Here is a 26,968-nt window from a genome sequence, read left to right on the forward strand (position 1 = left end):
TGCCCTTCGCCTGGCAAAACATAAACTTACAAAGCTGCTTTATTGTCTAAAAGCCACTTCTCCTCCCAATAACTGGCGCCCCATCAAATCCATTTCGACTTCACCGACTCTTCGAAACATACCGAAAACGTTCAAGACTTACAGCAATCAAAAATCAACACTATCTTTATAACCGCCACTCCAACAACACCTTTGCAACCCAATGAAAGCTTCTAAAAAAGGATTTTTATGTTAGCTAATAAAGAACTAAACATCACAACCGAAAATTTCACCGCATTAACATCCGAGTACTTTAAAGCCGTCTCTGGAAACCACCCCGATGTCAAGCGTGAAAAAGGCCTGCTAATTACAAATGACGACATCAGAAAAATAAAGCGCTACGTCAATAAAGCACTCGAACTCCCTACCGAAACCCAGGAAATTGAACAACTCTATAACCTCGACCAATTAAACATAGCCGGCCTGAAATCGGCGGACATGCAGGAGTTGTATAGCACTTCGAAAAAGCATGCCGGCACTTGGTCAGCACTTGAAAGCAGCATGAAAAAAGTCGGCACCGACCTCCATGTATTTGCCGACAACTTTACCGTTAGTAGCCGATCGATCATTCAATATATTGAAGGTCTGCCCAGCTACGAAAGCGGACTGGGAAAAATTAGCACCCTGACGCCGGAAGAAATCGACAATTTACCGAAAATAGACTTAACCGGAAAAGAGAAACAAAAAATTCCGGCGCTTCTGGAGCTGGTCGAAGACCTGAAAAAAGTTATCACTGATCACAGTAAAAGTACGACAAGTGTAAAATTAGAGATCACCACATTCAAACGTTCAATTACCGACACCATAAAACCTGACCTAGGTAAAAAAATTGCCCTCAGTCACAGCAAAGATTTCAACACTGAGATTATCGAAATCAATAATAATCTTGACCGAATCAACACAAGAATCGAAGAAAAAAACGCACAAATTGCAGAATACTCTAGTAATAAATGGTACGGATTGATCCTAGGAGGCGTAGGTTTCATCATCACTAATACCGTTTTCGGAGAACTAGCCAAAACGGCACGAGCAGAGCTGGAGAACCTCATCCGCGAGAAACAAACCCTTGAAGCCAAACTTGAGACATCCAACACCCTACTCAAATCATGTCGAACATTCCAAACAAGCCTGGATGATTTGTTACTGCGTGTTGAAGGCGCTAATGGTGGCGCGTCAGCCTTAGAAAACGCGTGGGAACTTATCCTGACTTACATCGATTCATCAAGCAAAAGACTGGACGGCATTACCAACGCCATGTATCTGGTTTCGTTTGTTTCCAGGCTCAACATCATGGTGAGCAACTGGATTGGAATTAAAAAACAAGCCGAAGACTTGCTCAATGCATTCAAGGCTGTAGCTGCAGAAAAGTGAACCCGATACATAGCCCTCTCTTTAGCGCTGTGAAGCTTTACATTTTAACTAAAAATACTTCGAGACCCCTATGACCGTACATACACTTGCCACCCCGCTCCAGTATCCAGCACCGGATTTGAACAAGATCAAGAACAGCCGGGCGGAAATAAGTTATAAAATCCGTACCCTCAGCACTCTTTATTTACCTGTCCTTGTCGAAGAACTGAAAGCTTTACAAAATGAAATCAATACTACCGACAAAAGTGCCCTGGACGCGCTGACACTCGCGCCAATTGCGCTGAACCACGAAGAAATCAAGCCGCTTTACAGCGCGATCCAGAAACTTGAGAAAAATAATACTATTACAGAGCAAGAGCAGAAAGAGGCCATGCTCAGCTATGCCAAAGATATAAAATTGATCATTGACGATGGCCGCTCAAAAATGAAAGAGCACACCGACACCCTGGAGAACAGCCTGACCAATCTGAGGAAGGTAGAACTCAGCGATAATCAGTACAGAATCGAGGAATTGAAAAAATCAATCGAGTCTGACTCGCCTAAACTTGCTGCCGAAAGAAAAGCCATCGAATTGCTGGAGACCCAGGAAACAGCCCTCAATACCGCTATAGGGACGCTGGAATCATCAAACGTCTTTGACCTGCTAAAAGACGTATTATTGAGTGTCGAAAAACTCACCGAGACGGATATGGCGACGCCGAAAATCGCGCTCGTTAAGGTGGGCATATCCGCCGCAGGAAAAATTCTGGGAGTTGCCAGCGACGCATTGAAATACGAGCAACTGATCACCGCGAGGAAAACAGTACAAGACCGGCTGGATATGCGACGCACCAATATTGAAAGCTACAACAACGATATCAAGACAACACAGGAGCGAGTCGATCAACTGACCGAGTTCCAGACAGTTCAGCCGGCAAGAGCAGTTTATATTCAAGAGTTCGACACCCTTGCGGAAGCAATGAACAGATTCCTGACCATCACTGCTCACGAAGCTACAGATGATTTGTCACTCGTTGTAAAAAACTTTGTCGAACAATCGAATGTGTTCATACCATTTATAAAGTCACTTCGCCAACAATGGAGCGTCTGATTTCTGCTTGGCATTCCTGATAAGGTGAAGAAGTCTGGCGTAAGTCGCATTCTGACCTGATAGCAATATCCAAGGCCGCACGTGGCATCGCCACGTGCGGTCTACCCAAGCTCGCTCACTAACTGCGCCGCGCGCTGCTGATAAGCCACCGCCAACGCTCGAATTTCCGCATGGTTGGCCTGCAACAAGGCTTGACTGCTCACTCTCAAGAACTTCGGATTGCCTGCGGCCAATGCCTTGCGCAGCCAGAGCAACGCCTCATCGATCTGTCCCTGATCTGCCAATACGGCGGCATGGCTGAACTGCCCACGAAAATCGCCGCCCTCAGCTGAGCGCCGATACCACTCAAGCGCCGTTGCTGGATCCGCTTGGCAAAACACCCCCTCCTCCAGATACCGCCCCAACAGGTTCATCGATTTGGCATGGCCCAGTTCGGCAGCGCGCCGATAGCAGACCAGCGCTTGCCGTTGATCCTCGACCACTCCACGTCCCGTTGCCAGCAAATTGGCGTAGTTGTACAACCCCCAATCCAGCCCGGCATCTGCAGCCTGTCGGTAATGCGACGCCGCGACACTGGCATTGGCCGTGCAACCCCAACCCTGCTCAAAGCAACGACCGAGCATGTTGCGCGCCATCAGGTGGCCGCCGTTGGCGGCGATCTGAAACCAGCGCAGCGCCAAAGCCTGATCCTTCTCGATCCCCTGCCCTTCGAGCAGGATCTGCCCGAGCAAGGCCTGGGCATCGAGAAGCCCCTCTTTGGCCGCAAGCAGAATCGCCTGGGCCGCGCGGGCCGGGCTTTCTTCGAGCATGGCCTTGAGCTGGCCGGCGTCGAGTACTTCCTCGCGCCGCAAACGGAAGTCCGACACTTATACCTCGACCCAGCGACGCAACAGGTTGTGATAGGTACCGGTGAGGCGGATCAGTGATGGGTGATCGGGCATGTCCTGGGTCAGTTGCTGGATGGCGCCGTCCATCTCGAACAGTAACGCGCGCTGGCTGTCTTCGCGCACCAGGCTCTGGGTCCAGAAGAATGAGGCGTAGCGCGCACCGCGGGTAACGGGGTTGACCTTGTGCAGGCTGGTGCCCGGGTAGAGCACCATATCGCCCGCGGGCAACTTGACCTGACGAGTGCCGAAGGTGTCCTGGATTTCCAGTTCGCCACCGTCGTATTCGTCCGGGTCGCTGAAGAACAGCGTGGACGACAAGTCGGTGCGCACCCGTTCGGCGCTGCCGTTGGGCTGGCGCACTGCGTTGTCGATATGAAAGTCGAAACTGCCGCCGGCGGTGTAGCAATTGAGCAGCGGCGGGAACACCTTGTGCGGCAACGCCGCCGACATGAACAGCGGGTTTTTCCACAGCCGCTCAAGCATCGCCGCGCCGATTTCCTGCGCCAGCGGGTGTCCCTGCGGCAACTGCAAATTGTGCTTGGCCTTGGCCGACTGGTAGCCGGCGGTGATCTTGCCATCCGCCCAGTCCGCTTGCTCCAGGGCCTCGCGGATGCGCAACACTTCTTCACGGGAGAACAAGCCGGGAATATGCAGCAGCATGGGGAGATACCTGAGAGCGAAAGGATCGTAATGGTATTGATTCTTATTGTCTATGTAAAACCCGAGAGACGAATGAGCGCGCAAAAACCGTAAAGGCAAATTGTAAAGAATGTAAATTCAATGCAAATAGCAATAAGTCGCAATTGATACCGATACGTGTTTACCCTATATTCCGCGCCTCAAATCCTTGGGGAGGGGAATCCACATGTCACGCCAACCATCACAGTTACCTGTCAGTTCACCGCGCCTGCTGGCGTCTGCAATTGGCGTGGCCATCACCGCCAGCTCCGCAGCCCACATGGCTTACGCGGCACAAAACACCGACGCAAAAGCACCGCATAACGAGATTTCGCTGGATGCCACCAGCGTCGTTGGCGAACAGGACGACACGTCTTATAAGACCGACACCTCTGCCTCCAGGAAATTTACGGCGCCACTGCGTGACACGCCAAAAAGCGTCACCGTCATCCCGCAGCAGGTTATCCGCGATACCGGTGCCACCAGCCTGGTCGACGCGCTACGCACCACTCCGGGTATCACCTTCGGTGCAGGCGAAGGCGGCAACCCTGCCGGTGACCGCCCGATCATCCGCGGCTTTAACGCGGAGAGCGACGTGTTAATCGACGGCATGCGTGACCCCGCGTCGCAAAGCCGGGAAATCTTCAACGTCGAATCGATTGAAGTCAGCAAAGGCCCTGGCTCCGCGTTCACCGGTGCCGGTTCGACCGGTGGCAGCCTGAACCTGGTGACCAAGACCGCCAAGCTGGGCAACTCGTACAACGGCGGCTTTACCTATGGTTCCGATCAGACCAAGCGCACCACGCTGGACCTGAATCAGCAAATGACCGATACCTCGGCCTTGCGCCTGAACCTGATGAAACACGAAGCCAACGTGGCCGGTCGCGACGGTGTCGACGTCAGCCGTTGGGGCGTTGCTCCGTCCTTCGCCTTCGGCCTGGGCACCGATACCCGTCTCACCGTCGGTTACTACCATGTGGAAACCGATGACATGCCGGACTACGGCATCCCGCTGACGCTGAGCCCGAACCGCAGCAAATACGTGGTCGACAAGCCGGTGCACGTGGACCGCGACAACTTCTACGGTCTGAACACTCGTGACTATCGCGAGTCCACCAATGACAGCGGCACGATCAAGCTCGAGCACGATCTGAATGACAACCTGACCCTGTCCAACAGCTTCCGCATGTCGCGCTCGACCCTCGACTACGTCGTCACCAACCCGGATGACAGCAAAGGCAACGTAGCTAATGGCACGGTGCTTCGCAACACCAAAAACCGTAATTCGACCTCCGACGGCTGGGTCAACCAGACCGACCTGAGCGCCAGGTTCGACACCGGCTTTATCGAGCACAGCCTGGTTACCGGCATTGAGTTTTCCTATTCGGACACGCATAACCGCCCCTACGTTGTCACGTCTGCCGCCGGCACCTCGACCACCTGTTCGCCACGATTGCTGGCCAGTGGCGATTGCACCAGCCTGAACAACCCGAGCCCGAATGACAGTTGGTCGGGCACCATCACCGAAGGCCTGGCCTATACCGATACCGACACCAAGACCGCCGCGGCCTACGTGTTCGATACGCTGAAGTTCGACGAGCAATGGTCGTTGAATCTCGGTCTGCGGTATGACAACTACAAGACCACCTCCAGTGGTTACGCCACCCGCGCTCCAGCCGGTAACTTCTCCCGCGAGAACACCAGCGATCTGGTGAACTACCAGGTGGGCCTGGTCTACAAACCACTGCCTAACGGTAGCGTCTATGCCGCGTATTCAACCTCCAGCAACCCGGCCGGTGAAACCAGCGGCAACGGTAGTCTGGAACTGGCTGCGAACAACAGCGATCTCGATCCGGAACGCAACCGCAACTACGAGATCGGCACCAAGTGGGACTTCTTTGGTGACGACCTGTCGGTGACCGCAGCACTGTTTCGCACCGAGAAAACCAACGCACGGATCGACGACCCGGATGGCGCCACCACTCAAGTGCTTGATGGTGAGCAACAGGTCAATGGCCTGGAGCTGACCTACGCCGGCAAGATCACCCACAACTGGCGGGTCTACGGTGGCTACACCTACATGGAAAGCGAGGTGGTGAAGACCACCCGGCCAATCGATGAAGGCAACCACATGCCCAGCACACCGAGGAACAACTTCACCTTCTGGTCGACCTACGACCTGATCCCTGAGTTGACCATCGGCGCAGGTGCCACCTTCGTTGACTCGCAGTTTGGCAACGTCGCCAACTCGGTGGAAATCCCTTCCTACTGGCGGTACGACGCAATGGCGACTTACCGCCTGAACAAAAACGTCGACGTGCAGCTCAACGTACAAAACCTGACCGACGAGCGCTACTTCGACCAGGTGCTGCAGAATCATTACGCCCACGTCGCCGCTGGCCGTACCGCGTTGCTGAGTACCAACTTCCACTTCTGATAGAAGCGCAAGTTCGCCAAGCCCTGCTCATGGTCATGAGCGGGGCTTTTCTGCGCAATGTGCGGGCGTCTGACCAGAGCCCGCACGCGTGACGCCCACCCACGGCATAATGCGCGCCGTGACGATTATTTTTGAATGAGGAAGGCGGTCGACGTGTTGAAGAAAACACTGTTCCAGCTGCACTGGTTTTTCGGTATCAGTGCCGGGCTGGTCCTGGCCTTGATGGGCATCACTGGCGCCACGGTATCGTTTCAGGATGAGATCCTGCGCGCGCTCAACCCTTCAGTACTGCAAGTCGAGAAACGCGCTGCCGGTGTGCTGCCGCCCGCCGAGCTGGTGGCAAAGGCAGAAGCCGCCGAAGGCAAGCAGGTCTCGATGCTCTGGGTCGAGACCGACAGCGGCAACGCTGCGCGGGTAATCTTCACCCCGCCGCCGGGCGAGCGCCGTGGCCAGATGCGCTACTTCGACCCCTACACCGGCGACTTCATGGGTGATGTCACGGGCCAGGACTTTTTCGGCCTGATGTTGCAGTTGCACCGCTTCCTGGCGATCGGCGACATCGGTCGGCAGATTACCGGCGCCTGCACGCTGATTCTGATTTTTTTCTGCCTGTCCGGCCTCTACCTGCGCTGGCCGCGCCAGGTCGCCAGCTGGCGCGCCTGGCTGACCTTCGACTGGGCAAAAAAAGGTCGCAGCTTCAATTGGGACCTGCACGCGGTGACGGGCACCTGGTGCCTGGTGTTCTATCTGCTGGCGGCGTTGACCGGTTTATCCTGGTCCTACGAGTGGTACAACAAAGGGCTAACCAGACTGCTGTCCGATTCACCCAATAGCCAGATGCGCAAAGGCGGACGTGGCGCCGCGCCTTCGGGGCCGGCACCGACCGCCGATTATCAGGCAATGTGGAGCAGCATCTACAGCGCCGCCGGCCCGGACTTGAGTGCCTACAACATCCGCATGCCACCCCTGGCCGGGCAACCCGCCACAGTGTTTTATCTGCTGAAAAACTCTCCCCACGATCGCGCCCTGAACCAGATCATGCTCGATCCGCTCAGCGGCACCGTCAGCAAGCATGAGCGCTACGCCGACAAGAGCTTCAAAGCGCAACTGTTGACTAGCATTTACGCGCTGCATGTCGGCAGCTACTTTGGGATCGTCGGGCGTATCCTGGTGACGCTCGCGTCGCTGAGCATGCCGCTGTTCTTCATCACCGGCTGGCTGCTGTACCTGGATCGTCGACGCAAGAAACGCCAGGTAAAAAATGCCCGCAAAGGACTGGTTCCAAACAGCAGCGATGCGCCGGCATGGCTGATCGGTTTCGCCAGCCAGAGCGGTTTTGCCGAACAGCTGGCGTGGCAGACTGCCGGGCAATTGCAGGCCGCGGGCCTGCCGGTCAAGGTTCAGCCCCTGGCCGATGTCAGCGAACAGGATCTGCGTGATTCCAGTAACGCGCTGTTCGTGGTCAGCACCTTCGGCGACGGCGAAGCGCCAGACAGCGCGCGTGGTTTCGAGCGCAAGGTGCTGGGTCGCGCGTTGAGCCTGGACAGCCTCAATTACGCAGTGCTTGGGCTCGGCGACCGACAGTATCAGCACTTCTGCGGTTTCGCCCGACGCTTGCACAGCTGGCTGGCCGAGCATGGCGGCAAGACCTTGTTTGCCCCGGTGGAAGTCGATAGCGGTGACCCTTACGCCCTGCGCCATTGGCAGCAGCAACTCGGCCAACTGACCGGGCACGCTCCGGTGGACACCTGGCAAGCGCCAGGCTTCGACAACTGGACGCTGAGCCAGCGCACGCTGCTCAACCCCGACAGCAGTGGTTCCGGTGTGTACTTGCTGGGGCTGACAGCGCCGAACACCAGCAGCTGGCTGGCCGGTGATCTGGTAGAAGTGTTGCCACGCAACTGTCCGTGGGCGATCGAGCACTTCCTCGATGGGCTGGGCATACGCGCAGAGACAAAGGTGCAGCTCAATGGCCTGGAGGAAACCCTCGAACAGGCCCTGGCCAGCCGCCAACTCCCCCAAAACCGCACGCACCTGGTGGGTTTGCACGCGCAAGCCCTGGTGGACGCGCTGATCCCCTTGGCCATGCGTGAGTATTCAATCGCCTCGATCGCCGCCAACGGCCTGCTGGAGCTGATCGTGCGTCAGGAACAGCGTGCCGACGGTAGCCTGGGCACTGCTTCCGGCTGGTTGACCGAACATGCACCACTGGGTTCGGCCATTAGTCTGCGGGTGCGGCGCAACAGCGGTTTCCATCTGCCCGCAGAGCCCGTACCGATGATCCTGCTGGGCAACGGCACCGGCCTCGCCGGCCTGCGCAGTTTGCTCAAGGCGCGAATTGCCGACGGCCAGCAACGCAACTGGCTGATATTCGGTGAACGCACTATCGAGCACGACTTTCACTGCAAGGACGAACTGCAGGAATGGCTGATCGGCGGTGATCTGGCGCGCCTGGACCTGGCATTCTCGCGAGACCAGGCAGAGAAGATCTACGTGCAGGATCGCCTGCGTGAAGCCTCCGGCGAGTTGAAGAAATGGTTGGCCGATGGCGCGGCCATTTACGTCTGCGGGAGTTTGCAGGGGATGGCGTCGGGTGTGGATCAGTTGCTGAATGAGCTGCTGGGGGCTGATGAGGTTGAGAGGTTGATAGAGCAAGGGCGTTATCGAAGGGATGTTTATTAAGTAGTGGTTCTGGGAGGCAGAATCCGCGCTCGACGTTAGAACAACCCCTCGCTCCAACTCTCCCGGAACGCCCCAGAGGGGCGGGGAAGTTGAGGGGTAGATCTAAAGCCTGATCACGATTTCGAGGGCAACATCCACACCAATCCACTCGACTTCGCCCGCTCATGGCACAACCCCAACACCTTGCGGCGTTCGTCGTTGTCCATACGGCTCCAGCGGGTAATCTCGTCCACCGTGCGCTGACATCCAGTGCAAATGTCGTCGTCATCCAGCGCGCAAATGTTCACGCAGGGCGAGGCGACCGGTCTTTCGGTGGTGTTCATTGTTCCTGCTCGACCAGATCCCGGGCATAACGCTGAGAGTTGTGAACATAGTGCGCGGCGCTGGCTTCGAGCATTTTTTTCTGGGCTTCGGTCAGCTCACGCACCACCTTGCCCGGCGAGCCCATCACCAGTGAACCATCGGGGATTTCCTTGCCTTCGCCGATCAGCGAATTGGCGCCGATGATGCAGTTCTTGCCGATTTTTGCCCCGTTGAGGATCACCGCATTGATGCCGATCAGGCTGTAATCGCCAACGGTGCAGCCGTGCAGCATGGCGTTATGGCCGATGGTCACGCCAGTGCCGATGGTCAGTGGGTAGCCCATGTCGGTGTGCATGACGGTGCCATCCTGCACGTTACTGTTCTTGCCAATCAGGATCAGTTCGTTGTCACCGCGCAATACGGCGTTGAACCAGACGTTAGCGCCCTCTTCCAGTTTGACCTTGCCCACCAGCGTGGCGTTGGGTGCGACCCAGCTCTGCGGATGGGTTTCGACTCGGGCGTCGCCCAGGCGGTATTTCATCTAGTTATCCTCAAAGGTTCAGGGTCCCACGGGTTCATACCATACGAGCGATGGCTTCAAATATTGATAAAATTTTCAGGAGGATGGTGCAGGCTGATTTTCGCGTCATAAAGCAGATTGATCAATTCGACGATCATGATCGCCGTCAGGCCCCAGATCTTGTACTCACCAAAACGGTAGCTGGGGACATACCAACTTCGGCCCTGGTAGTCGATCCTGTGGGTATGTTCGCGCGGGTCCTGACGGAAAAATTCCAGCGGTACGCTGAACACTGCGGCAATCTCGGCATCATTGGCCAGGTACTCGACGTAATCAGGAATCACTCCGACATAAGGCGTGACCTTGATCCCGTGCAATGAGATCAGCGGACTGAGTGGCCCGATCACTTCCACCAGCCCCGGTGGCAGACCGATTTCTTCTTCGGCTTCGCGCAATGCGGTATAGATCAGGTCGGGGTCTTCCGGGTCGCGCCGCCCACCCGGGAATGCCACCTCGCCGCCATGGGTCGAAAGCCCGCTCGCACGCAGAGTCAGGACCAGCTCCGGCTCGTCACTGCGGGTGATCGGCACCAGCACCGCGGCTTCGGGGAATCGTCGGTCGGTCTCCAGCGTTCGCGGGGTATGGTTGCTTACACGATGAAGCAGCTCGTCCAGCATGAGTCATCTCGATCTGTTGGCTACCTTGCATCATGCACCAAAGAAATCCCTCGCCCAACCCCCGATCCATGGCATGTCGCTTAACGACAACTTGCCGTCAACGGCCTCCCACGCGAAGATAGGTGCAGTCTCTACGGAAACCCAGCATGAAATTTTGCAGCCACTGCGGCAACCCGGTCACCCAGCGCATTCCCGAAGGCGATTCACGCCTGCGTTTTGTCTGCGATCACTGCCAGACCATCCACTACCAGAACCCCAATATCGTCGCCGGCTGCCTACCGGTCTGGGGCACTCAGGTGCTGCTCTGCCGCCGGGCCATCGAACCGCGGCGTGGCTACTGGACCTTGCCGGCAGGCTTCATGGAAAACGGGGAAACCGTGGAGCAGGCGGCGATCCGCGAGACCTTCGAGGAAGCCTGCGCGCGGGTGCGCAACCTGAGCATCTACACCCTGATCGATGTGCCGCATATCAGCCAGGTGCATGTGTTCTTTCGCGCAGAGCTGGCGGACCTGGACTTTGCCGTTGGCCAGGAGAGCCTGGAAGTGCGGCTTTTCGAAGAAGCCGACATCCCTTGGTCCGAGCTGGCTTTCCGCACGGTCGGGCGTACATTAGAATGCTACTACGCTGACCGCAAGACAGAGGTTTTCCCTGTCCGGTCCGAGTCGATTCCACCACTCGCGCAACCTGCGATCACATAAACAAAAAACGTACGCGGCACCTCGTACTCTTAGGGATATCGTTTCAATGCGCTGGTTGCTTGCCCTCTTCTGCCTGTCTTTCATGACTGTATCCCAGGCCTCCACGGCGGATCCCCTGGACGGCAGACTCATCGAAAAAGTGCTGGTCATCAAATCAGCCCATCAACTGCAACTGATCAATGACGGCAAGCCGTTCAAGTCCTATCGCATTTCGCTGGGCAGACAACCCAGGGGCGCGAAGCTCATGGAAGGCGACAAGCGCACCCCGGAAGGTCTTTACTGGCTGGACTGGCGCAAGACCAGTGACCGCTTCAATCTGTCCATGCACATTTCCTACCCCAATATCACCGATGCGGCCCGTGCCCGCCGTGAAGGGGTAGAGCCAGGCGGCATGATCATGATCCACGGCACTCCCGATACCGAGGACAACCCGGAACATTTCTTCCACACCCTGGACTGGACCGACGGCTGCATCGCCATGCGCAATATCGACATGCGCGAAGTCTGGAACCTGGTCCCGGACGGCACGATGATCGAAATTCGTCCGTAATCAACTGTGAGGCGGGAAGTTCTGGATCTTCATTGCCTGTCATTAAGTCATCGCGAGCAAGCTCGCTCCCACAGGGTATTGGTCGAACACAAATAATGTGTAAGACGCAAACCTTGTGGGAGCGAGCTTGCTCGCGATGAGGCCCTGGCAGACACCAAAGATTCCAGCGCCCAACAAAAAACCCGCTGACCATACCGGCCCAGCGGGTTTTTTATTTCTGCGGCCTGGAAGATCAGAAATCTTCCAACCGCCCTACTTCGTACGCCGGCGTCTCATAGGGATGGCTCTGCTTAAGCGCCATCACCACCGAGCGGATCAACTCATCGGCCACTACCAGCTCAACCTTCCACTCCTCCACCTGCTCGACCCGACCGGTTTGCCCGAGAAACGGCTGACTGCCGTCGAGCGGGCGAAACTGACCCTGGCCCAGCACCTGCCATGAGCACTGGTCGTAAGCACCGATCCGTCCGCCACCGGCGGCGAATACGGCGCTTTTGACCACGTCGACATGGCTCGCGGGAACAAAGAAGCTGAGCTTGTACATGGCCGCCTTTAGTTAACCCAGACGCGAGCATTACGGAACATGCGCATCCATGGCGCGTCTTCGTTCCAGTCTTCCGAGCGCCAGGAGTTCTGCACCGCGCGGAACACCCGCTCAGGGTGCGGCATCATGATGGTCACGCGACCGTCACGGCTGGTCAGCCCGGTGATCCCGCGCGGCGAACCGTTCGGGTTGGCCGGGTAGGTTTCGGTGACCTTGCCGTGGTTGTCGACAAAGCGCATGGCTACGCAACCCGACAGATCGGCTTCCAGCAACGCTTCTTCGCTGGCGAATTCAGCATGGCCTTCACCGTGAGCGATAGCGATCGGCATGCGCGAACCGGCCATGCCCTGCAGGAAGATCGAGTTCGACTCCTGCACCTGAACCATCGCCACACGGGCTTCGAACTGCTCGGAACGGTTACGCACGAAGTGCGGCCAGAACTCGCTGCCCGGGATCAGTTCGTGCAGGTTGGACATCATCTGGCAACCGTTGCACACACCGAGGGTGAAGCTGTCGTTACGCTCGAAGAAGCCCTGGAAGGCATCGCGAGCACGGCTGTTGAACAGTGCCGACTTGGCCCAGCCTTCACCGGCACCCAGTACGTCGCCGTAGGAGAAACCGCCGCACGCCACCAGACCTTTGAACTCATTCAGGTCGACGCGCCCGGCAAGGATGTCGCTCATGTGCACGTCGATTGCGTTGAAGCCGGCACGGTCGAACGCCGCGGCCATTTCCACCTGACCGTTGACGCCCTGCTCACGCAGAACCGCCACTTGAGGACGAATGCCTTTCTTGATGTACGGTGCGGCGACGTCCTGGTTGACGTCGTAGCTGAGCTTGACGCTCAGACCTGGGTTGTCTTCTTCCAGCAGCACGTCGAACTCTTGCTCGGCACACTCCACGTTGTCGCGCAGACGCTGGATCTGGTAGCTGGTTTCGGCCCACTGACGTTGCAGCAGACGACGCTGGCCTTCGAAAACGGTTTCGCCGTTGAAGGTGATGCTGATTTCGCCATTGTTGAGCGGCTGACCGATCACCGACACGCAATCACCCAGGCCGGCAGCGCTGAACTGCGCGAGGATATCCGGGGTGGCGTCCTGGCGAACCTGGATTACCGCACCGAGTTCTTCGTTGAACAGGATCGCGGCGATGTCGGCCGACGTTTCCGCCAGACCGTCGAGGTTCAGGGCCAGACCGCAATGACCGGCGAAGGCCATTTCCACGGTACTGGTCAGCAGACCACCGTCGGAACGGTCGTGGTAAGCCAGCAGGTGACCGTCGGCGTTGAGGCCCTGGATCACTGCAAAGAAGGCTTTCAGGTCTTCGGCGTCATCGACGTCCGGAGCCTGGCTGCCGAGCTTGCCGTGAACCTGGGCCAGGATCGAGGCGCCCATGCGGTTCTGGCCACGGCCCAGGTCGATCAGGATCAGGTCGGTGGTGCCCTTGTCCATGCGCAGTTCCGGCGTCAGGGTCTGACGGATGTCAGCCACTGGCGCGAAACCGGTCACGATCAGGGACATCGGCGAGGTCACGCTCTTGTCGACGCCTTCGTCGTTCCAGCGGGTGGCCATGGACATGGAGTCCTTGCCCACCGGAATGGTGATGCCCAAATCAGGGCACAGTTCCATGCCGACCGCTTTCACGGTGTCGTACAGACGCGCGTCTTCACCCGGGTGACCGGCAGCGGACATCCAGTTGGCCGACAGTTTGATGTCGGAGATCTTGTTGATGCGCGAAGCGACGATGTTGGTCAGGGTTTCGCCGATGGCCATGCGGCCCGACGCCGGAGCGTCCAGCAGGGCCAGCGGAGTACGCTCGCCCATGGCCATGGCTTCACCGGTGTAGACGTCGAAGCTGGTGGCGGTGACGGCAACGTCGGCCACCGGAACCTGCCACGGGCCGACCATCTGATCACGGGCCACGAGGCCGGTGATGGTGCGGTCGCCGATAGTGATCAGGAAGCTTTTGCTCGCGACAGCCGGGTGATGCAGAACGCGCTCTACGCAATCTGCAATCTCAAGCGTCGAAGGATCGAAGTCGTCACCCAGTTCGTTTTCACGAACGGCCGAACGGTGCATGCGTGGGGCTTTGCCCAGCAGCACTTCAAGAGGCATGTCGACCGGATCGTTACCGAAGTGACTGTCGGTGACCGTCAGTTGCGGCTCGGCAGTGGCTTCGCCGACCACGGCAAACGGGCAACGCTCACGTTCGCAGATTGCCTGGAAGCGCTCGAAGTCCGCAGGGCCAACCGCCAGAACGTAGCGTTCCTGGGATTCGTTGCTCCAGATTTCGTGCGGGGCCATGCCCGGCTCGTCGTTTGGAATGTTGCGCAGCTCGAAACGGCCACCACGGTCGCCGTCGTTGACCAGTTCCGGGAAGGCGTTGGACAGACCGCCCGCCCCCACGTCGTGGATGAAGCTGATCGGGTTTTTGTCGCCCAACTGCCAGCAACGGTCGATGACTTCCTGGCAGCGACGCTCCATTTCCGGGTTTTCGCGCTGTACCGAAGCGAAGGCCAGGTCCGCCGAGCTGGTGCCGGTGGCCATGGAGGAAGCGGCGCCGCCGCCCAGGCCGATCAGCATCGCCGGGCCGCCGAGGACGATCAGCTTGGAGCCAACGGTGATCTCGGCTTTCTGTACGTGTTCGGCACGGATGTTACCCATGCCACCGGCCAGCATGATTGGCTTGTGGTAACCGCGAACTTCGTCGCCACGGGGGGTGGTGATCGACTGTTCGAAGGTGCGGAAGTAGCCGGTCAGGGCTGGACGGCCGAATTCGTTGTTGAACGCGGCGCCACCCAGTGGGCCTTCGATCATGATGTCCAGCGCGGTAACGATGCGCTCCGGCTTGCCGTACGGCACTTCCCACGGCTGTTCGAAGCCCGGGATCTGCAGGTTGGATACGGTGAAACCGGTCAGGCCAGCCTTTGGCTTGGCGCCGCGACCGGTAGCGCCTTCGTCGCGAATCTCGCCGCCGCTACCGGTGGCTGCACCCGGGAACGGGGCAATCGCGGTCGGGTGGTTGTGCGTCTCGACTTTCATCAGGATGTGCACCGGTTCCTGCACCGCGCCGTACTGGCGGGTTTCAGGGTCCGGGAAGAAACGGCCGGCGACGTTGCCGACGATCACCGAAGCGTTGTCCTTATAAGCCGACAGCACGCCTTCGCTGTGCATCACGTAGGTGTTCTTGATCATGCCGAACAGGCTTTTTTCCTGGCTCTGACCATCGATGTCCCAACTGGCGTTGAAGATCTTGTGACGGCAGTGCTCGGAGTTCGCCTGGGCGAACATCATCAGTTCGATGTCGTGCGGGTTGCGCTTCAAGCCGACGAAGGCGTTGACCAGGTAGTCAATCTCGTCTTCGGCCAGGGCCAGGCCCAGCTCGGTGTTGGCTTTTTCCAGCGCGGCACGGCCGCCACCCAGCACGTCGATCGCGGTCAGCGGTTTGGGCTCGGCGTGGCTGAACAGGCCGGCGGCTTGTTCAAGGTTGCCGAGGACGATCTGGGTCATGCGGTCGTGCAGCCCATCCGCAATCAGCTGCGCTTCGGCGTCGCTGAACTGGCCGGCGACGTAGAACGCGATGCCGCGCTCCAGGCGCTGGATTTTGCTCAGGCCGCAGTTGCGAGCAATGTCGCTGGCTTTACTGGACCACGGCGAAATGGTGCCGAAACGCGGCAACACCAGGAACAGACGACCGGTCGGTTCTTGCACCGGGACACTTGGGCCGTACTTCAGAAGGCGCGCAAGCACCTGCTGTTCGTCGCCGGTCAGGACGCCGGTAACTTCGGCGAAGTGAGCGAATTCAGCATACAAGCCGCTGACAGCCGGGACCTTCTGGCTCAGTTGCTCAAGGAGTTTGCTGTGGCGAAAGGCAGAAAGGGCAGGAGCGCCGCGCAGGATCAACATCTTCGGGACAGCCTCGGGAAGGGGTGTGCTTTGAGGCCGTGCATTCTAGCCTAAACCGCCCGTTACAGCACCCGAAACGGTACTCCGGGCTTGCGCCGGACGTCGGCCAGTGCTCCAACACCTGTAACCATTGGTCAACAAGGCGGGTGCGACGGGTTATTTTATCCGTCTGTTTCATGCTCTAACGCCTGTTCTTGAGGCCTTCAGCCGGGTTTTCCAGTCTCTAGCAGACCTGCTGTTCGCTGTCGAGATATGGCGCTCGTGGTCCTTTGCGTATACTGCGCAAATGTTTTCCCAAATGGCTTTCCGTCCGCGCTGTGCCAAATGGCTCATCGCAACCGGACTCTTCCTGATGCTTGGTGCCTGTGTTGATAAACCCAGCACACTCGAGCGCGTAAAGGAGGACGGCGTACTGCGGGTGGTCACCCGTAACAGCCCCGCCACCTACTTTCAGGATCGCAATGGCGAAACCGGCTTCGAATACGAGCTGGTGAAACGTTTCGCCGATGATCTGGGGGTCGAACTGAAAATCGAAACCGCCGACAACCTTGACGACCTTTACGGTCAGTTAGGCAAACCCAACGGCCCGGTGCTGGCTGCTGCCGGTCTGGTCAGCAGCGAGAAACGCAAGCAACAAGTCAGGTTTTCCCATACCTACCTGGAAGTCACTCCACAAATCATCTACCGCAACGGCCAGTCACGTCCGACCAACCCGGCCGCCCTGGTGGGCAAGCAGATCATGGTGCTCAAGGGCAGCACCCACGCCGAGCAGTTGGCGGCGCTGAAACTGAAATATCCTGGCATTCAATACGAAGAGTCCGACGAGGTTGAAGTGGTCGACCTGCTGCGCATGGTCGATGAAGGTCAGATTGACCTGACCCTGGTCGATTCCAACGAACTGGCGATGAACCAGGTCTACTTCCCCAATGTGCGGGTCGCCTTCGACCTGGGCGAGGCCAACAAACAGAGTTGGGCCGTGGCCGCCGGCGAAGACAACAGCCTGCTCAACGAGATCAACGAGTTCCTCGACAAGGTGCAGAAGAACGACACCTTGCAGCGCTTGAAAGACCGCTATTACGGGCACGTGGACGTACTCGGCTATGTCGGCGCCTACACCTTCGCCCAGCATTTGCAACAACGCCTGCCCAAGTACGAGAAGCACTTCAAGACCTCGGCCAAGGAAGAGCAAGTCGACTGGCGCCTGCTGGCTGCCATTGGTTACCAGGAATCGTTGTGGCAAGCCACGGTCACCTCCAAGACCGGCGTTCGCGGCTTGATGATGCTGACCCAGAACACCGCCCAGGCCATGGGCGTGGCCAACCGCCTGGACGCCCGGCAGAGTATCAAGGGTGGCGCCAAGTACCTGGCCTACATTAAGGATCAGTTGGACGACAAGATCGCGGAGCCGGATCGCACCTGGTTTGCGCTGGCAGCCTACAACGTGGGCGGCGGCCATCTCGATGACGCGCGTCTCCTGGCCAAGAAAGAAGGCCTGAATCCGAACAAGTGGCTCGACGTGAAGAAGATGCTGCCGCGCCTGTCGCAGAAGCAGTGGTACAGCAAGACCCGTTATGGTTATGCCCGCGGCGGCGAACCGGTGCACTTTGTCGCCAACATTCGCCGTTACTACGACATCCTGACCTGGGTTACGCAGCCGCAGCTGGAAGGCAATCAGGTGGCCGAGGGCAGCCTGCATGTACCTGGCGTGGACAAGACCAAGCCAAATCAGGAAACCCCGCCGCTTTGAATCGTGGCGCCTGCAAAAGATCGCAGCCTGCGGCAGCTCCTACAGGATTTGCATACACCCACAATTTTACAGGCGTACTCGGTCGGCGTAGGAGCTGCCGCAGGCTGCGATCTTTTGATTTTAGGCCTTTGCCGCAGCCGCCAGAATCAGCGCCTTCATCTCCGCCACCGCCGACTTGAAGCCGACGAACAGCGCATGAGCCACCAGCGCATGGCCAATGTTCAATTCATTGATGCCTTTGATCGCGGCGACCGCTTCGACGTTGTGGTAATGCAGGCCGTGACCGGCATTGACAATCAAACCCTGGGCCAGACCACAGGCCACGCCATCCGCCACTCGCTGCAACTCTTCAGCAACTTCGCTCGGGGTCTGGGCATCGGCGTAACGGCCGGTATGCAATTCAATCGCCGGCGCGCCGACCCTTCTGGACGCTTCGATCTGCCGCTCATCAGCATCGATGAACAACGACACCTCACAGCCGATTTTAGCCAGGCGCTCTACTGCGGCCTTGATCCGTGCTTCCTGCCCGGCGACGTCGAGACCGCCTTCAGTGGTCAGCTCCTGACGGGTTTCCGGGACCAGGCAGATATGGGCCGGACGGATGCGCTCGGCGAACGCCATCATTTCTTCGGTGACGCCCATTTCGAAGTTCATGCGGGTTTGCAGCACGTCCTTGAGCAGCAGCACATCACGCTCCTGGATGTGTCGGCGGTCCTCACGCAAATGCACGGTAATGCCGTCGGCGCCCGCCTCTTCCGCATCCAGCGCGGCCTTGACCGGATCAGGGTAACGAGTACCCCGAGCCTGACGCAGAGTGGCTACATGGTCGATGTTCACGCCAAGAAGAATGCGATTGCTGGTGGTCACGGAAGCGCTCCTGAGAAATTGAGAGTTCGGTGCACAGCATATAGTGTCCGGTCACGAAAATAACTGTTCGCTTTTGACGGCGTCTCTCGCAGCCATGCTGCGTTGCCGCTCCTCGCCATAGCAGGCTATGACTCGTCGCGCGCCTTGCCTGACCTCGAGATCCACTCGTCAAAATTCGAACGTATTTCCGAGACCGGACACAGGGTCACTACGGCTTTCGAAACAACTCGCGACTGACCAATGGCCGGCCACCCAGGTGCACGGCCAGCGCCTGGCGCATCAGGCGTTTGGCGGCGGAGAGCGCCCCAGGAGCCGTCCAGTCGGCTTCAGCCATGGCCAGCAGCTCAGTGCCATTGAACAGGCCCGGCTGCAGCAAGTAGACCCGCTCAAGTCCGGCGTCGACCAGGAGACGATACAGGCCGTCCGCCGCGATGGGATCGCCATGAATGTCGGTCTCTAGCGCGAAGCCGTAACCGAGGTCATCCAGCAGTCGCCATTCAAACGCCCGCAGCAACGGTTCAAGCGGGCGGCCTTCGGCCAGGGCCAGCAGCGTCGCGGCGTAGTGATCGAAAACCGCCGGATGCGGATCTTCGGCAGGCAACAGGCGAATCAGCAGTTCGTTGAGATAGAGGCCGCTGAACAGCGCCTCACCGTTGAGCCAATTGGAAACGCCGGCGCTTTCCATCCGTCCGACATTTTTCAACTCGCCGCGACCACGAAATTCGACTTCCAGCGAAACGAACGGCCGCGCCAGAGTCCCGGCCTTGCCCCGCGCGTTGCGCAATACCGCCCGCAGCCGCCCTTGAGGCGTGAGGAAGTCCACCAGCGCACTGTTTTCGCGGTAGGCCCGGCTATGCAGTACGTAGGCGGGTTGGGCGATGGGTGGGGTTGGGGACATGGAAGTCGCAGATCTCAATGAAGGAGCGCAGTTTATGAACAGTCCCAAACCACTGTGGGAGCGAGCTTGCTCGCGATAAGCGGTCTGTCAGTCAACATCAATGTTGAATATCAGGCCCTCATCGCGAGCAAGCTCGCTCCCACAATGTTTATAAATGCATCCAGGCTAAGCGATTACAGGTCGCCATACCCCAGCGAACGCAGGGCGCGTTCATCGTCGGACCAGCCGCCTTTGACCTTGACCCACAGGTTGAGCATGATTTTGGAGTCGAACAGCAGCTCCATATCCTTGCGCGCCTCGGTACCGATGCGTTTGATCCGCTCGCCCTTCTCACCAATGATGATTTTCTTCTGGCCATCCCGTTCGACGAGGATCAGCGCATGAATGTGCAGGGTCTTGCCCTGCTGCTTGAACTCTTCGATTTCCACGGTGATCTGGTACGGCAGCTCAGCGCCCATCTGGCGCATGATTTTTTCCCGCACCAACTCTGCTGCGAGGAAACGGCTGCTGCGGTCGGTGATCTGGTCTTCGGGGAAGAAGTGCTCGTTTTCCGGCAGGTGCTCGGCGATCACCCGCTCCAGTGCTTCGAGGTTGTGGCCGTGCTGCGCCGAAATCGGCATGATCTGCGCGTTCGGCAACTGCTCTTGCAACCAGCTCAGGTGCGGCATCAGTTCGGCTTTGTCTTCGATCCGATCGGTCTTGTTCAACGCCACGATCACCGGGCCTTGCACATACTGAACGCGCTCGAGAACCATCTGGTCTTCGTCGGTCCAGCGGGTGCGATCAACCACGAAGATCACCACGTCGACGTCTTTCAACGCCGCCGAAGCGGTTTTGTTCATGTAACGGTTCAGCGCTTTCTCGCCGCCTTTGTGCATGCCGGGGGTGTCGACGTAGACCGCTTGCACGGTGCCTTCGGTCTTGATCCCGAGCATGTTGTGGCGGGTGGTCTGCGGCTTGCGCGAAGTGATCGCCAGCTTCTGCCCGAGAATATGGTTCAGCAGCGTGGATTTGCCCACGTTGGGGCGGCCGACAATGGCGACATAGCCACAGCGAGTTGCAGTTGAATCAGTCATGGCCATTCTCCACGCCCAGGGCAATCAGTGCTGCAGCGGCCGCTACCTGTTCGGCAATACGACGACTCACACCCTGACCTCGGCTTTTTTCGTTCAGTAAGGTGATTTCGCATTCGACGAAGAACGTCCGGCAATGCGGCTCACCCTGGATATCCACCACTTCGTAACGCGGCAGGTCACAGGCACGCGACTGCAGGAATTCTTGCAGACGCGTCTTTGGATCTTTGTTGGTATCGACCAGTGTCAGGCCTTCGAACTCGGACGCCAGCCAGGCCAGCACGCGTTCACGCGCCATGTCCATGCCAGCATCGAGGTAGATGGCGCCGATCAAGGCTTCCAGGGCGTCCGCAAGGATCGATTCACGACGAAAACCGCCGCTCTTCAACTCGCCGGAACCCAGGCGCAGGTACTCGCCCAGATCGAAACCGCGAGCCAGTACGGCCAGGGTTTCGCCTTTCACCAGTCGTGCACGCAAACGCGACAGCTGGCCTTCGCGGGCGAGCGGGAAGCGGTCGAACAAGGCTTCACCGGCGACGAAGTTGAGAATGGCATCACCGAGGAATTCCAGGCGCTCATTGTTGCGCCCGGCAAAACTGCGGTGAGTCAGGGCCAGGACCATCAGTTCCTGGTCTTTGAAGGTATAGCCGAGCTGACGCTCGAGACGGCTTAAAGAGACGCTCACGGTTTACCCACGCTGAGTTCGTGGTCGAATTTCACCACCCTAGGGGCGAGGCACCGACGGCCCTCGACAATTAACGCTGTGTTCAAATCCACATCCTGAATATCGTTGACTGCATGCTTTTGGTGATATCCCTGCAAAACTCACTGGCGGCGATGAAAGACGCTGCCGTGAACTATTCTACAAGACCCAGAAAAGCATTCGGCGCTGTGTTCAACAGCGCCGTGTGTGATTACTTGATCAGGCCAACCCGCGAGAAATTCGGCAGGTGACTGAGTTTTGGTTCGGGCCAGCTCATCCAGACTGCAAAGGCCTTGCCGACGATGTTCTTGTCGGGAACCATGCCTAGCAGATCCTTGGGAATACTCGGATCATCCCAGTAGCGACTGTCGTTCGAGTTGTCGCGGTTGTCGCCCATCATGAAGTAATGCCCGGCGGGCACGACCCACTGACGGTCCGGCGGCGAACGGTAGCGGCTCATTTCCTTGCGGATCAGGTGCTCGGCAGCGCCGAGTTTTTCCTTGTAGAGCTCGGCACTGCCCAGCGTACCCGGCTCGGAACCGACCATCTGCTCAGCGACCGACTGGCCATTGACGAACAGCCGCTTGTCGCTGGTGTAGCGAATCTGGTCACCCGGCAGGCCCACTACACGCTTGATGTAGTTGACGTTCGGATCGCTCGGAAAGCGGAACACCATCACATCGCCACGCTGTGGATCACCGACTTCGATGATTTTCTTGTCGAGTACCGGCAGGCGGATCCCGTAAGAAAATTTGTTCACCAGAATGAAGTCGCCAACGTCCAGGGTCGGTTTCATCGAGCCGGAAGGAATCTGGAACGGCTCCACCAGGAACGAACGCAGCACCAGCACGATGAACAACACCGGGAAGAACGACTTGCCGTATTCGACCAGCAGCGGCTCTTTGTTCAGTTTCTCGACCACCACCCCATCAGGCTGGCTGACGCTGCCCTGATAGGAGGCAATGGCGGCACGCCGACGCGGCGCCAGGAAAACCAGATCGAGCAACGCCAACAGGCCGCAGACGAACACGGCGATGACCAGCAACAGCGGGAAATTTAGTGACATAGGACCTAACTATCCAACCTGAGCACTGCAAGGAAGGCTTCTTGTGGAATTTCCACGTTACCGACCTGCTTCATGCGTTTTTTACCGGCCTTCTGCTTTTCCAACAGCTTGCGCTTACGGCTAACGTCACCGCCGTAGCATTTGGCCAATACGTTCTTTCTGAGTGCCTTGACGGAGGTCCGCGCAATAATCTGCCCGCCAATGGCGGCCTGGATTGCGACGTCGAACATCTGACGTGGAATCAGTTCTTTCATCTTCTCGGTCAACTGGCGACCTTTGTAGTGCGCATTGTCCTTGTGTACGATCAGCGCCAGGGCGTCGACTTTGTCACCGTTGATCAACACATCCAGCTTCACCAGATTAGCTGATTGATAACGATCGAAATGGTAATCCAGCGAAGCATAGCCACGGCTGGTGGACTTCAGACGGTCGAAGAAGTCCAGGACCACTTCGTTCATCGGCAGATCGTAGGTCACCTGGACCTGAGTACCGAGGAACAGCATGTCGTGCTGCACGCCACGCTTTTCGATACACAGGGTAATGACGTTACCCAGGTGCTCTTGCGGCACAAGAATATTGGCCCGCACGATTGGCTCGCGCATATCCTCGATCGCCGACAGATCCGGCAGCTTCGACGGGTTATCGACGTAAATCGTTTCACCGGTTTTCAGCAACAACTCGAAAATAACCGTCGGCGCCGTGGTAATCAGGTCCAGGTCGTACTCGCGCTCCAGGCGCTCCTGGATGATTTCCATGTGCAGCATGCCGAGGAACCCGCAACGGAAGCCGAAGCCCAGGGCGTCGGAGCTTTCCGGGGTGTACTGCAGGGACGAGTCGTTGAGCGTGAGCTTTTGCAGGGCTTCACGGAAATCTTCGAAGTCGTCGGAGCTGACCGGGAACAGACCGGCGTAGACCTGCGGCTGAATGCGTTTGAAGCCTGGCAGGACGTCGACGTCCGGCGTGGAGCTCAAGGTCAGGGTGTCACCGACCGGCGCACCGTGAATGTCCTTGATACCGGCAATGATGAAGCCCACTTCGCCGGCCTTCAGATCAACGGTGGCGGAGTGTTTCGGGTTGAACACACCGACGCTGTCCACCAGGTGGATCTTGCCGGTGGATTTGACCAGGATCTTGTCGCCCTTCCTCACACGGCCGTGGCGCACACGTACCAGGGAAACAACGCCCAGGTAGTTGTCGAACCAGGAGTCGATGATCAACGCTTGCAGCGGATCTTCGATGTTACCGGTTGGCGCAGGAATCGTGTGAACCAGGCGTTCGAGCACTTCGTCGACGCCCTGACCGGTCTTGGCGCTGCACTCGACCGCGTCGGTGGCATCGATACCGATGATTTTTTCGATTTCTTCCTTTACGCGGTCCGGATCGGCCTGAGGCAGGTCGATCTTGTTCAGCACTGGCATGACCTCAAGGCCCTGCTCGATCGCGGTATAGCAGTTGGCAACCGATTGCGCTTCCACGCCCTGACCGGCATCGACCACCAGCAACGCACCTTCACAGGCCGCCAGCGACCGACTGACTTCATAGGTGAAGTCGACGTGGCCCGGGGTGTCAATGAAGTTCAGTTGGTACTTGATGCCATCGCGAGCGGTGTAATAAAGGGTGACGCTGTGGGCCTTGATGGTGATCCCGCGCTCACGCTCGAGGTCCATGGAATCCAGTACCTGGGCTTCCATTTCGCGCTCGGCCAGGCCGCCGCACATCTGGATGAAGCGATCGGCCAGAGTCGACTTGCCATGGTCAATGTGGGCGATGATGGAGAAATTGCGGATATGACTCAAATCACTCACGGATCAACACTCAAAAAGGCTGCAGGCATAGCCCGCCGAAAAATAGCCGGGAATTGTACCTGATTCACGGCCCTAGCGTCACGTTTGCCTGTCAGCCGCCGTGAATGCAAAAACGCCCCGGCCTTTCGACCGGGGCGTTTTCAACTCGCCAATGCCCGGCGAACCCGCTATCAGCCGGCTCGTCGCAACAGCCAGACCCCGGCCAGTGCGCAGATGCCGGCCGGCACCAACACCGCAAATAGCGGCGAGAAACCGAACACCAGGCTCGACGGCCCCAGCAGATCCTGGGCAATACGGAAGGTGAAGCCCACCAGCACGCCGGTGAACACCCGCTGACCGAGGGTCACCGAACGCAGCGGGCCGAAAATGAACGAAATCGCCATCAGCACCAGCGCGGCAGTGACCAGCGGTTGCAACACCTTGACCCAAAATGCCAGCCAGTAGCGACCATTGTTCAAGCCCTGATCGGCCAGATAGTGGATATATCCCCACAAACCGCTGATCGACAGCGATTCCGGCGCCATCACCACAGTACTGAGCAACTGCGGGCTCAAGGCCACTTCCCAGCGCTCTTCGGGCAAGGGGACGACTTCAGTACGGCCGTCATGGAACAGCGTGGTGGTGACCTCGGTCAACATCCAATGGTCCTCATTGAACGTCGCACGCTTGGCAAAACTCGAGGACAACAAGTGGCGCTGATCGTCGAAGCGATAACGGGTTACACCGTACAGCAGGCCATTGGGTTGCACCGAGTTGACGTGAATGAACTCGTCGCCCTGACGGTGCCACAAACCATGCTTGGCGCTCTGCGCTTCACCGCCGCCCTGAGCCAGGGAACGGTTGGCCTGCGCGATGTTTTCCGTGGCCGGGGCTACGTACTCGCCGACCAGCACGCCCGCCAGCATCAGCACCAGCATCGGCTTCATCACTGCCCAGACGATCCGACCGATGGACACCCCGGCAGCGCGCATGATGGTCAGTTCGCTGGCACTGGCCAGGCTGCCAAGGCCGATCAGACAGCCGATCAAGGCGGCCATCGGCAACATGTCGTAGACCCGCCGCGGCGCGGTCAGCAGCACAAAACTCAAGACATCGAGCAAGGTGTAGGTATCGCTGACGTCGCCCATCTCATCGATGAAGGCAAACAATGACGCCAGACCGAGAATAATCCCCAGGACCGCGACAATGGCCAAGAACACGCTACTACCGATGTAGCGATCGAGCTTATCCACGGGCCACCTCCAGCGCACTGCGGCGACTCGCCAGCTTCAGCCGCAGCGGCTCCCAGTACAGCAGCCCCAGACCGATGGACAGGAAGATCGCGTGCACCCACCACAATCCCAGCGCCGCTGGAATCTTGCCTTTTTCCAGCGCACCACGGGCGGCGATCAGGATGGTCAGATAAGCCATATAAAGAAGAATTGCCGGAAGCAGCTTGAGAAAACGACCCTGGCGTGGATTGACCCGAGACAAGGGCACCGCCATCAGGGTCACGATAAACACCAGCAGCGGCAGGGAAAGCCGCCATTGCAGCTCGGTGTTCGAACGCAGGTCGTCGTTGGCAAGCAGATCCCGGGTCGACATCGCGTCGCGATCGGTCACTTCGTCACTGACATCCGGCTTGGGCAGCAGCACGCCATAGGTGTCGTACTTGATGGCACGATAATCGGCCTGCCCCGGATTACCGTCGTAGCGATAGCCATTCTCGAGAATCAGGTAACGGTTACCGTCCTTCTGAATTTCCTGACGCCCGCTCTGGGCAACCAGCACGGAGATGCCGCGATCCTTGCTCTTGTCGGAGGAAGTATTTTTTTGCGAAATGAATACGCCCTCCAGATTGGCGCGATCATCGGACAACTGCTCGGTGTAGGTCACGCGAGTGCCATCGCGCAACGCCTGGAAGCGACCCGGCACCAGGGTATCGAATTCGGTCAGCGCATCCTGCTTGTTGATCAGCAGCTGGAACTGGTTCGCCCCTTGCGGCGCCAGGCTCAGGCTCAACCACGCCACCACCAACGCCACCAGCGTGGCCGGAAACAGGGTCATGCCCAGCAAACGCTGCTGGCTCATGCCCGTCGCGGAGAGCACGGTCATTTCGCTTTCCAGGTACAGCCGGCCGTAAGCCAGCAGAATGCCGAGAAACAGCCCCAATGGCAGAATCAGTTGCAGGAAGCCTGGCAGGCGAAAACCCATGATCAGAAACAGCGATCCCGGGTCCAGGGCGCCCGAGGCAGCCTGCGCCAGGTACTTGATGAAACGTCCGCTCATAATGATGACTAGCAGGACGGCGCTGACGGCGCTCAAGGTTAACAGGACTTCTCGGGACAGATAACGAAAGACAATCAAACCAGACACTCCAGGGTTGTCAGGCTAAGGCGGCCAAACAAGCAAACGTATTCGGGCCGGCTCGTGTAGCGGGGCCGCCGAA

Annotated in this window: 22 protein-coding genes; 7 read left to right on the top strand and 15 right to left on the bottom strand. The window is 58.3% G+C overall.

Annotated elements, in window-relative coordinates:
- Positions 1–228: 228 nt before the first annotated feature.
- Together F8N85_RS01575 and F8N85_RS01580 are read left to right on the top strand one after the other, a co-directional pair.
- Positions 229–1,410, top strand: coding sequence for an alpha-xenorhabdolysin family binary toxin subunit A (locus F8N85_RS01575; protein WP_150801941.1), 1,182 nt, complete (start codon positions 229–231; stop codon positions 1,408–1,410).
- A gap of 70 nt (positions 1,411–1,480) precedes the next feature.
- Positions 1,481–2,500, top strand: a complete 1,020-nt coding sequence (locus F8N85_RS01580) for an alpha-xenorhabdolysin family binary toxin subunit B (RefSeq protein ID WP_150801942.1) — start codon at positions 1,481–1,483, stop codon at positions 2,498–2,500.
- 101 nt (positions 2,501–2,601) lie between these two features.
- Here the strand turns inward: F8N85_RS01580 and F8N85_RS01585 are convergent, their stop codons facing one another.
- Together F8N85_RS01585 and F8N85_RS01590 are read right to left on the bottom strand one after the other, a co-directional pair.
- Positions 2,602–3,309 carry a tetratricopeptide repeat protein gene (locus F8N85_RS01585; protein ID WP_150802188.1) on the bottom strand — a complete coding sequence of 236 codons (708 nt, stop codon included), beginning with the start codon at positions 3,307–3,309 and terminating at the stop codon, positions 2,602–2,604.
- A 57-nt stretch (positions 3,310–3,366) separates the two neighbouring features.
- A complete protein-coding gene (locus F8N85_RS01590; protein ID WP_150801943.1) occupies positions 3,367–4,047 on the bottom strand; it encodes a Fe2+-dependent dioxygenase in 681 nt (226 codons plus the stop codon).
- A 205-nt stretch (positions 4,048–4,252) separates the two neighbouring features.
- Here F8N85_RS01590 and F8N85_RS01595 point away from each other — a divergent pair, with 205 nt between their 5' ends.
- Positions 4,253–6,502: a TonB-dependent receptor gene (locus F8N85_RS01595; protein WP_150801944.1), complete on the top strand. Its 2,250-nt coding sequence runs from the start codon at positions 4,253–4,255 to the stop codon at positions 6,500–6,502.
- A gap of 153 nt (positions 6,503–6,655) precedes the next feature.
- Positions 6,656–9,184, top strand: a complete 2,529-nt coding sequence (locus F8N85_RS01600) for a PepSY domain-containing protein (protein WP_150801945.1) — start codon at positions 6,656–6,658, stop codon at positions 9,182–9,184.
- A 113-nt stretch (positions 9,185–9,297) separates the two neighbouring features.
- Here the strand turns inward: F8N85_RS01600 and F8N85_RS01605 are convergent, their stop codons facing one another.
- The 3 genes from F8N85_RS01605 to F8N85_RS01615 are packed head-to-tail and all read right to left on the bottom strand — an operon-like array spanning position 9,298 to position 10,684.
- Positions 9,298–9,507, bottom strand: coding sequence for a DUF1289 domain-containing protein (locus F8N85_RS01605; protein ID WP_150801946.1), 210 nt, complete (start codon positions 9,505–9,507; stop codon positions 9,298–9,300).
- Positions 9,504–10,028, bottom strand: a complete 525-nt coding sequence (locus F8N85_RS01610; protein WP_150801947.1) for a gamma carbonic anhydrase family protein — start codon at positions 10,026–10,028, stop codon at positions 9,504–9,506. The genes F8N85_RS01605 and F8N85_RS01610 overlap by 4 nt, the downstream gene beginning before the upstream one ends.
- 56 nt (positions 10,029–10,084) lie before the next feature.
- Positions 10,085–10,684 carry a CoA pyrophosphatase gene (locus F8N85_RS01615; protein ID WP_150801948.1) on the bottom strand — a complete coding sequence of 200 codons (600 nt, stop codon included), beginning with the start codon at positions 10,682–10,684 and terminating at the stop codon, positions 10,085–10,087.
- Between the two features lie 146 nt (positions 10,685–10,830).
- Between F8N85_RS01615 and F8N85_RS01620 the strand changes: the two genes are divergently transcribed.
- Both F8N85_RS01620 and F8N85_RS01625 read left to right on the top strand, forming a co-directional pair.
- A complete protein-coding gene (locus F8N85_RS01620) occupies positions 10,831–11,382 on the top strand; it encodes an NUDIX hydrolase (protein ID WP_150801949.1) in 552 nt (183 codons plus the stop codon).
- Positions 11,383–11,428: 46 nt separating this feature from the next.
- The gene (locus F8N85_RS01625; RefSeq protein ID WP_150801950.1) at positions 11,429–11,932 is read left to right on the top strand and encodes a L,D-transpeptidase family protein; all 504 of its coding nucleotides are present in this window, start codon (positions 11,429–11,431) and stop codon (positions 11,930–11,932) included.
- A gap of 232 nt (positions 11,933–12,164) precedes the next feature.
- On the opposite strand, the gene F8N85_RS01630 is transcribed toward F8N85_RS01625, so the two are convergent.
- Both F8N85_RS01630 and purL read right to left on the bottom strand, forming a co-directional pair.
- Entirely contained in the window at positions 12,165–12,476 is a 312-nt protein-coding gene (locus tag F8N85_RS01630; protein WP_150801951.1) for a YqfO family protein, read from the bottom strand.
- Positions 12,477–12,484: 8 nt separating this feature from the next.
- Positions 12,485–16,381: a phosphoribosylformylglycinamidine synthase gene (gene purL / locus F8N85_RS01635; RefSeq protein ID WP_150801952.1), complete on the bottom strand. Its 3,897-nt coding sequence runs from the start codon at positions 16,379–16,381 to the stop codon at positions 12,485–12,487.
- A gap of 286 nt (positions 16,382–16,667) precedes the next feature.
- On the opposite strand from purL, the gene mltF reads away from it, so the two are divergent.
- Positions 16,668–18,128, top strand: a complete 1,461-nt coding sequence (mltF, locus tag F8N85_RS01640; RefSeq protein ID WP_150801953.1) for a membrane-bound lytic murein transglycosylase MltF — start codon at positions 16,668–16,670, stop codon at positions 18,126–18,128.
- A 120-nt stretch (positions 18,129–18,248) separates the two neighbouring features.
- On the opposite strand, the gene pdxJ is transcribed toward mltF, so the two are convergent.
- The 8 genes from pdxJ to lptF all read right to left on the bottom strand — a co-directional run bounded on the left by pdxJ (position 18,249) and on the right by lptF (position 26,886).
- A complete protein-coding gene (gene pdxJ, locus F8N85_RS01645; RefSeq protein WP_150801954.1) occupies positions 18,249–18,995 on the bottom strand; it encodes a pyridoxine 5'-phosphate synthase in 747 nt (248 codons plus the stop codon).
- 208 nt (positions 18,996–19,203) lie between these two features.
- A complete protein-coding gene (gene recO / locus F8N85_RS01650; protein WP_150801955.1) occupies positions 19,204–19,893 on the bottom strand; it encodes a DNA repair protein RecO in 690 nt (229 codons plus the stop codon).
- 173 nt (positions 19,894–20,066) lie between these two features.
- Positions 20,067–20,969 carry a GTPase Era gene (gene era / locus F8N85_RS01655; protein ID WP_150801956.1) on the bottom strand — a complete coding sequence of 301 codons (903 nt, stop codon included), beginning with the start codon at positions 20,967–20,969 and terminating at the stop codon, positions 20,067–20,069.
- On the bottom strand, positions 20,962–21,651 hold the full coding sequence (gene rnc, locus F8N85_RS01660; protein ID WP_150801957.1) for a ribonuclease III: 690 nt from the start codon (positions 21,649–21,651) through the stop codon (positions 20,962–20,964). Before rnc ends, era begins: the two co-directional genes overlap by 8 nt.
- Positions 21,652–21,880: 229 nt before the next feature.
- Positions 21,881–22,735 carry a signal peptidase I gene (gene lepB / locus F8N85_RS01665; protein WP_150801958.1) on the bottom strand — a complete coding sequence of 285 codons (855 nt, stop codon included), beginning with the start codon at positions 22,733–22,735 and terminating at the stop codon, positions 21,881–21,883.
- Positions 22,736–22,740: 5 nt separating this feature from the next.
- On the bottom strand, positions 22,741–24,540 hold the full coding sequence (gene lepA / locus F8N85_RS01670; RefSeq protein WP_150801959.1) for a translation elongation factor 4: 1,800 nt from the start codon (positions 24,538–24,540) through the stop codon (positions 22,741–22,743).
- Between the two features lie 170 nt (positions 24,541–24,710).
- Positions 24,711–25,772: an LPS export ABC transporter permease LptG gene (gene lptG, locus F8N85_RS01675; RefSeq protein WP_150801960.1), complete on the bottom strand. Its 1,062-nt coding sequence runs from the start codon at positions 25,770–25,772 to the stop codon at positions 24,711–24,713.
- Positions 25,765–26,886: an LPS export ABC transporter permease LptF gene (gene lptF / locus F8N85_RS01680; RefSeq protein ID WP_150801961.1), complete on the bottom strand. Its 1,122-nt coding sequence runs from the start codon at positions 26,884–26,886 to the stop codon at positions 25,765–25,767. The genes lptG and lptF overlap by 8 nt, the downstream gene beginning before the upstream one ends.
- Positions 26,887–26,968: the final 82 nt, after the last annotated feature.

It is taken from the genome of Pseudomonas fluorescens (assembly GCF_902497875.1).
In the GTDB taxonomy this organism is placed as follows: domain Bacteria; phylum Pseudomonadota; class Gammaproteobacteria; order Pseudomonadales; family Pseudomonadaceae; genus Aquipseudomonas; species Aquipseudomonas fluorescens_BR.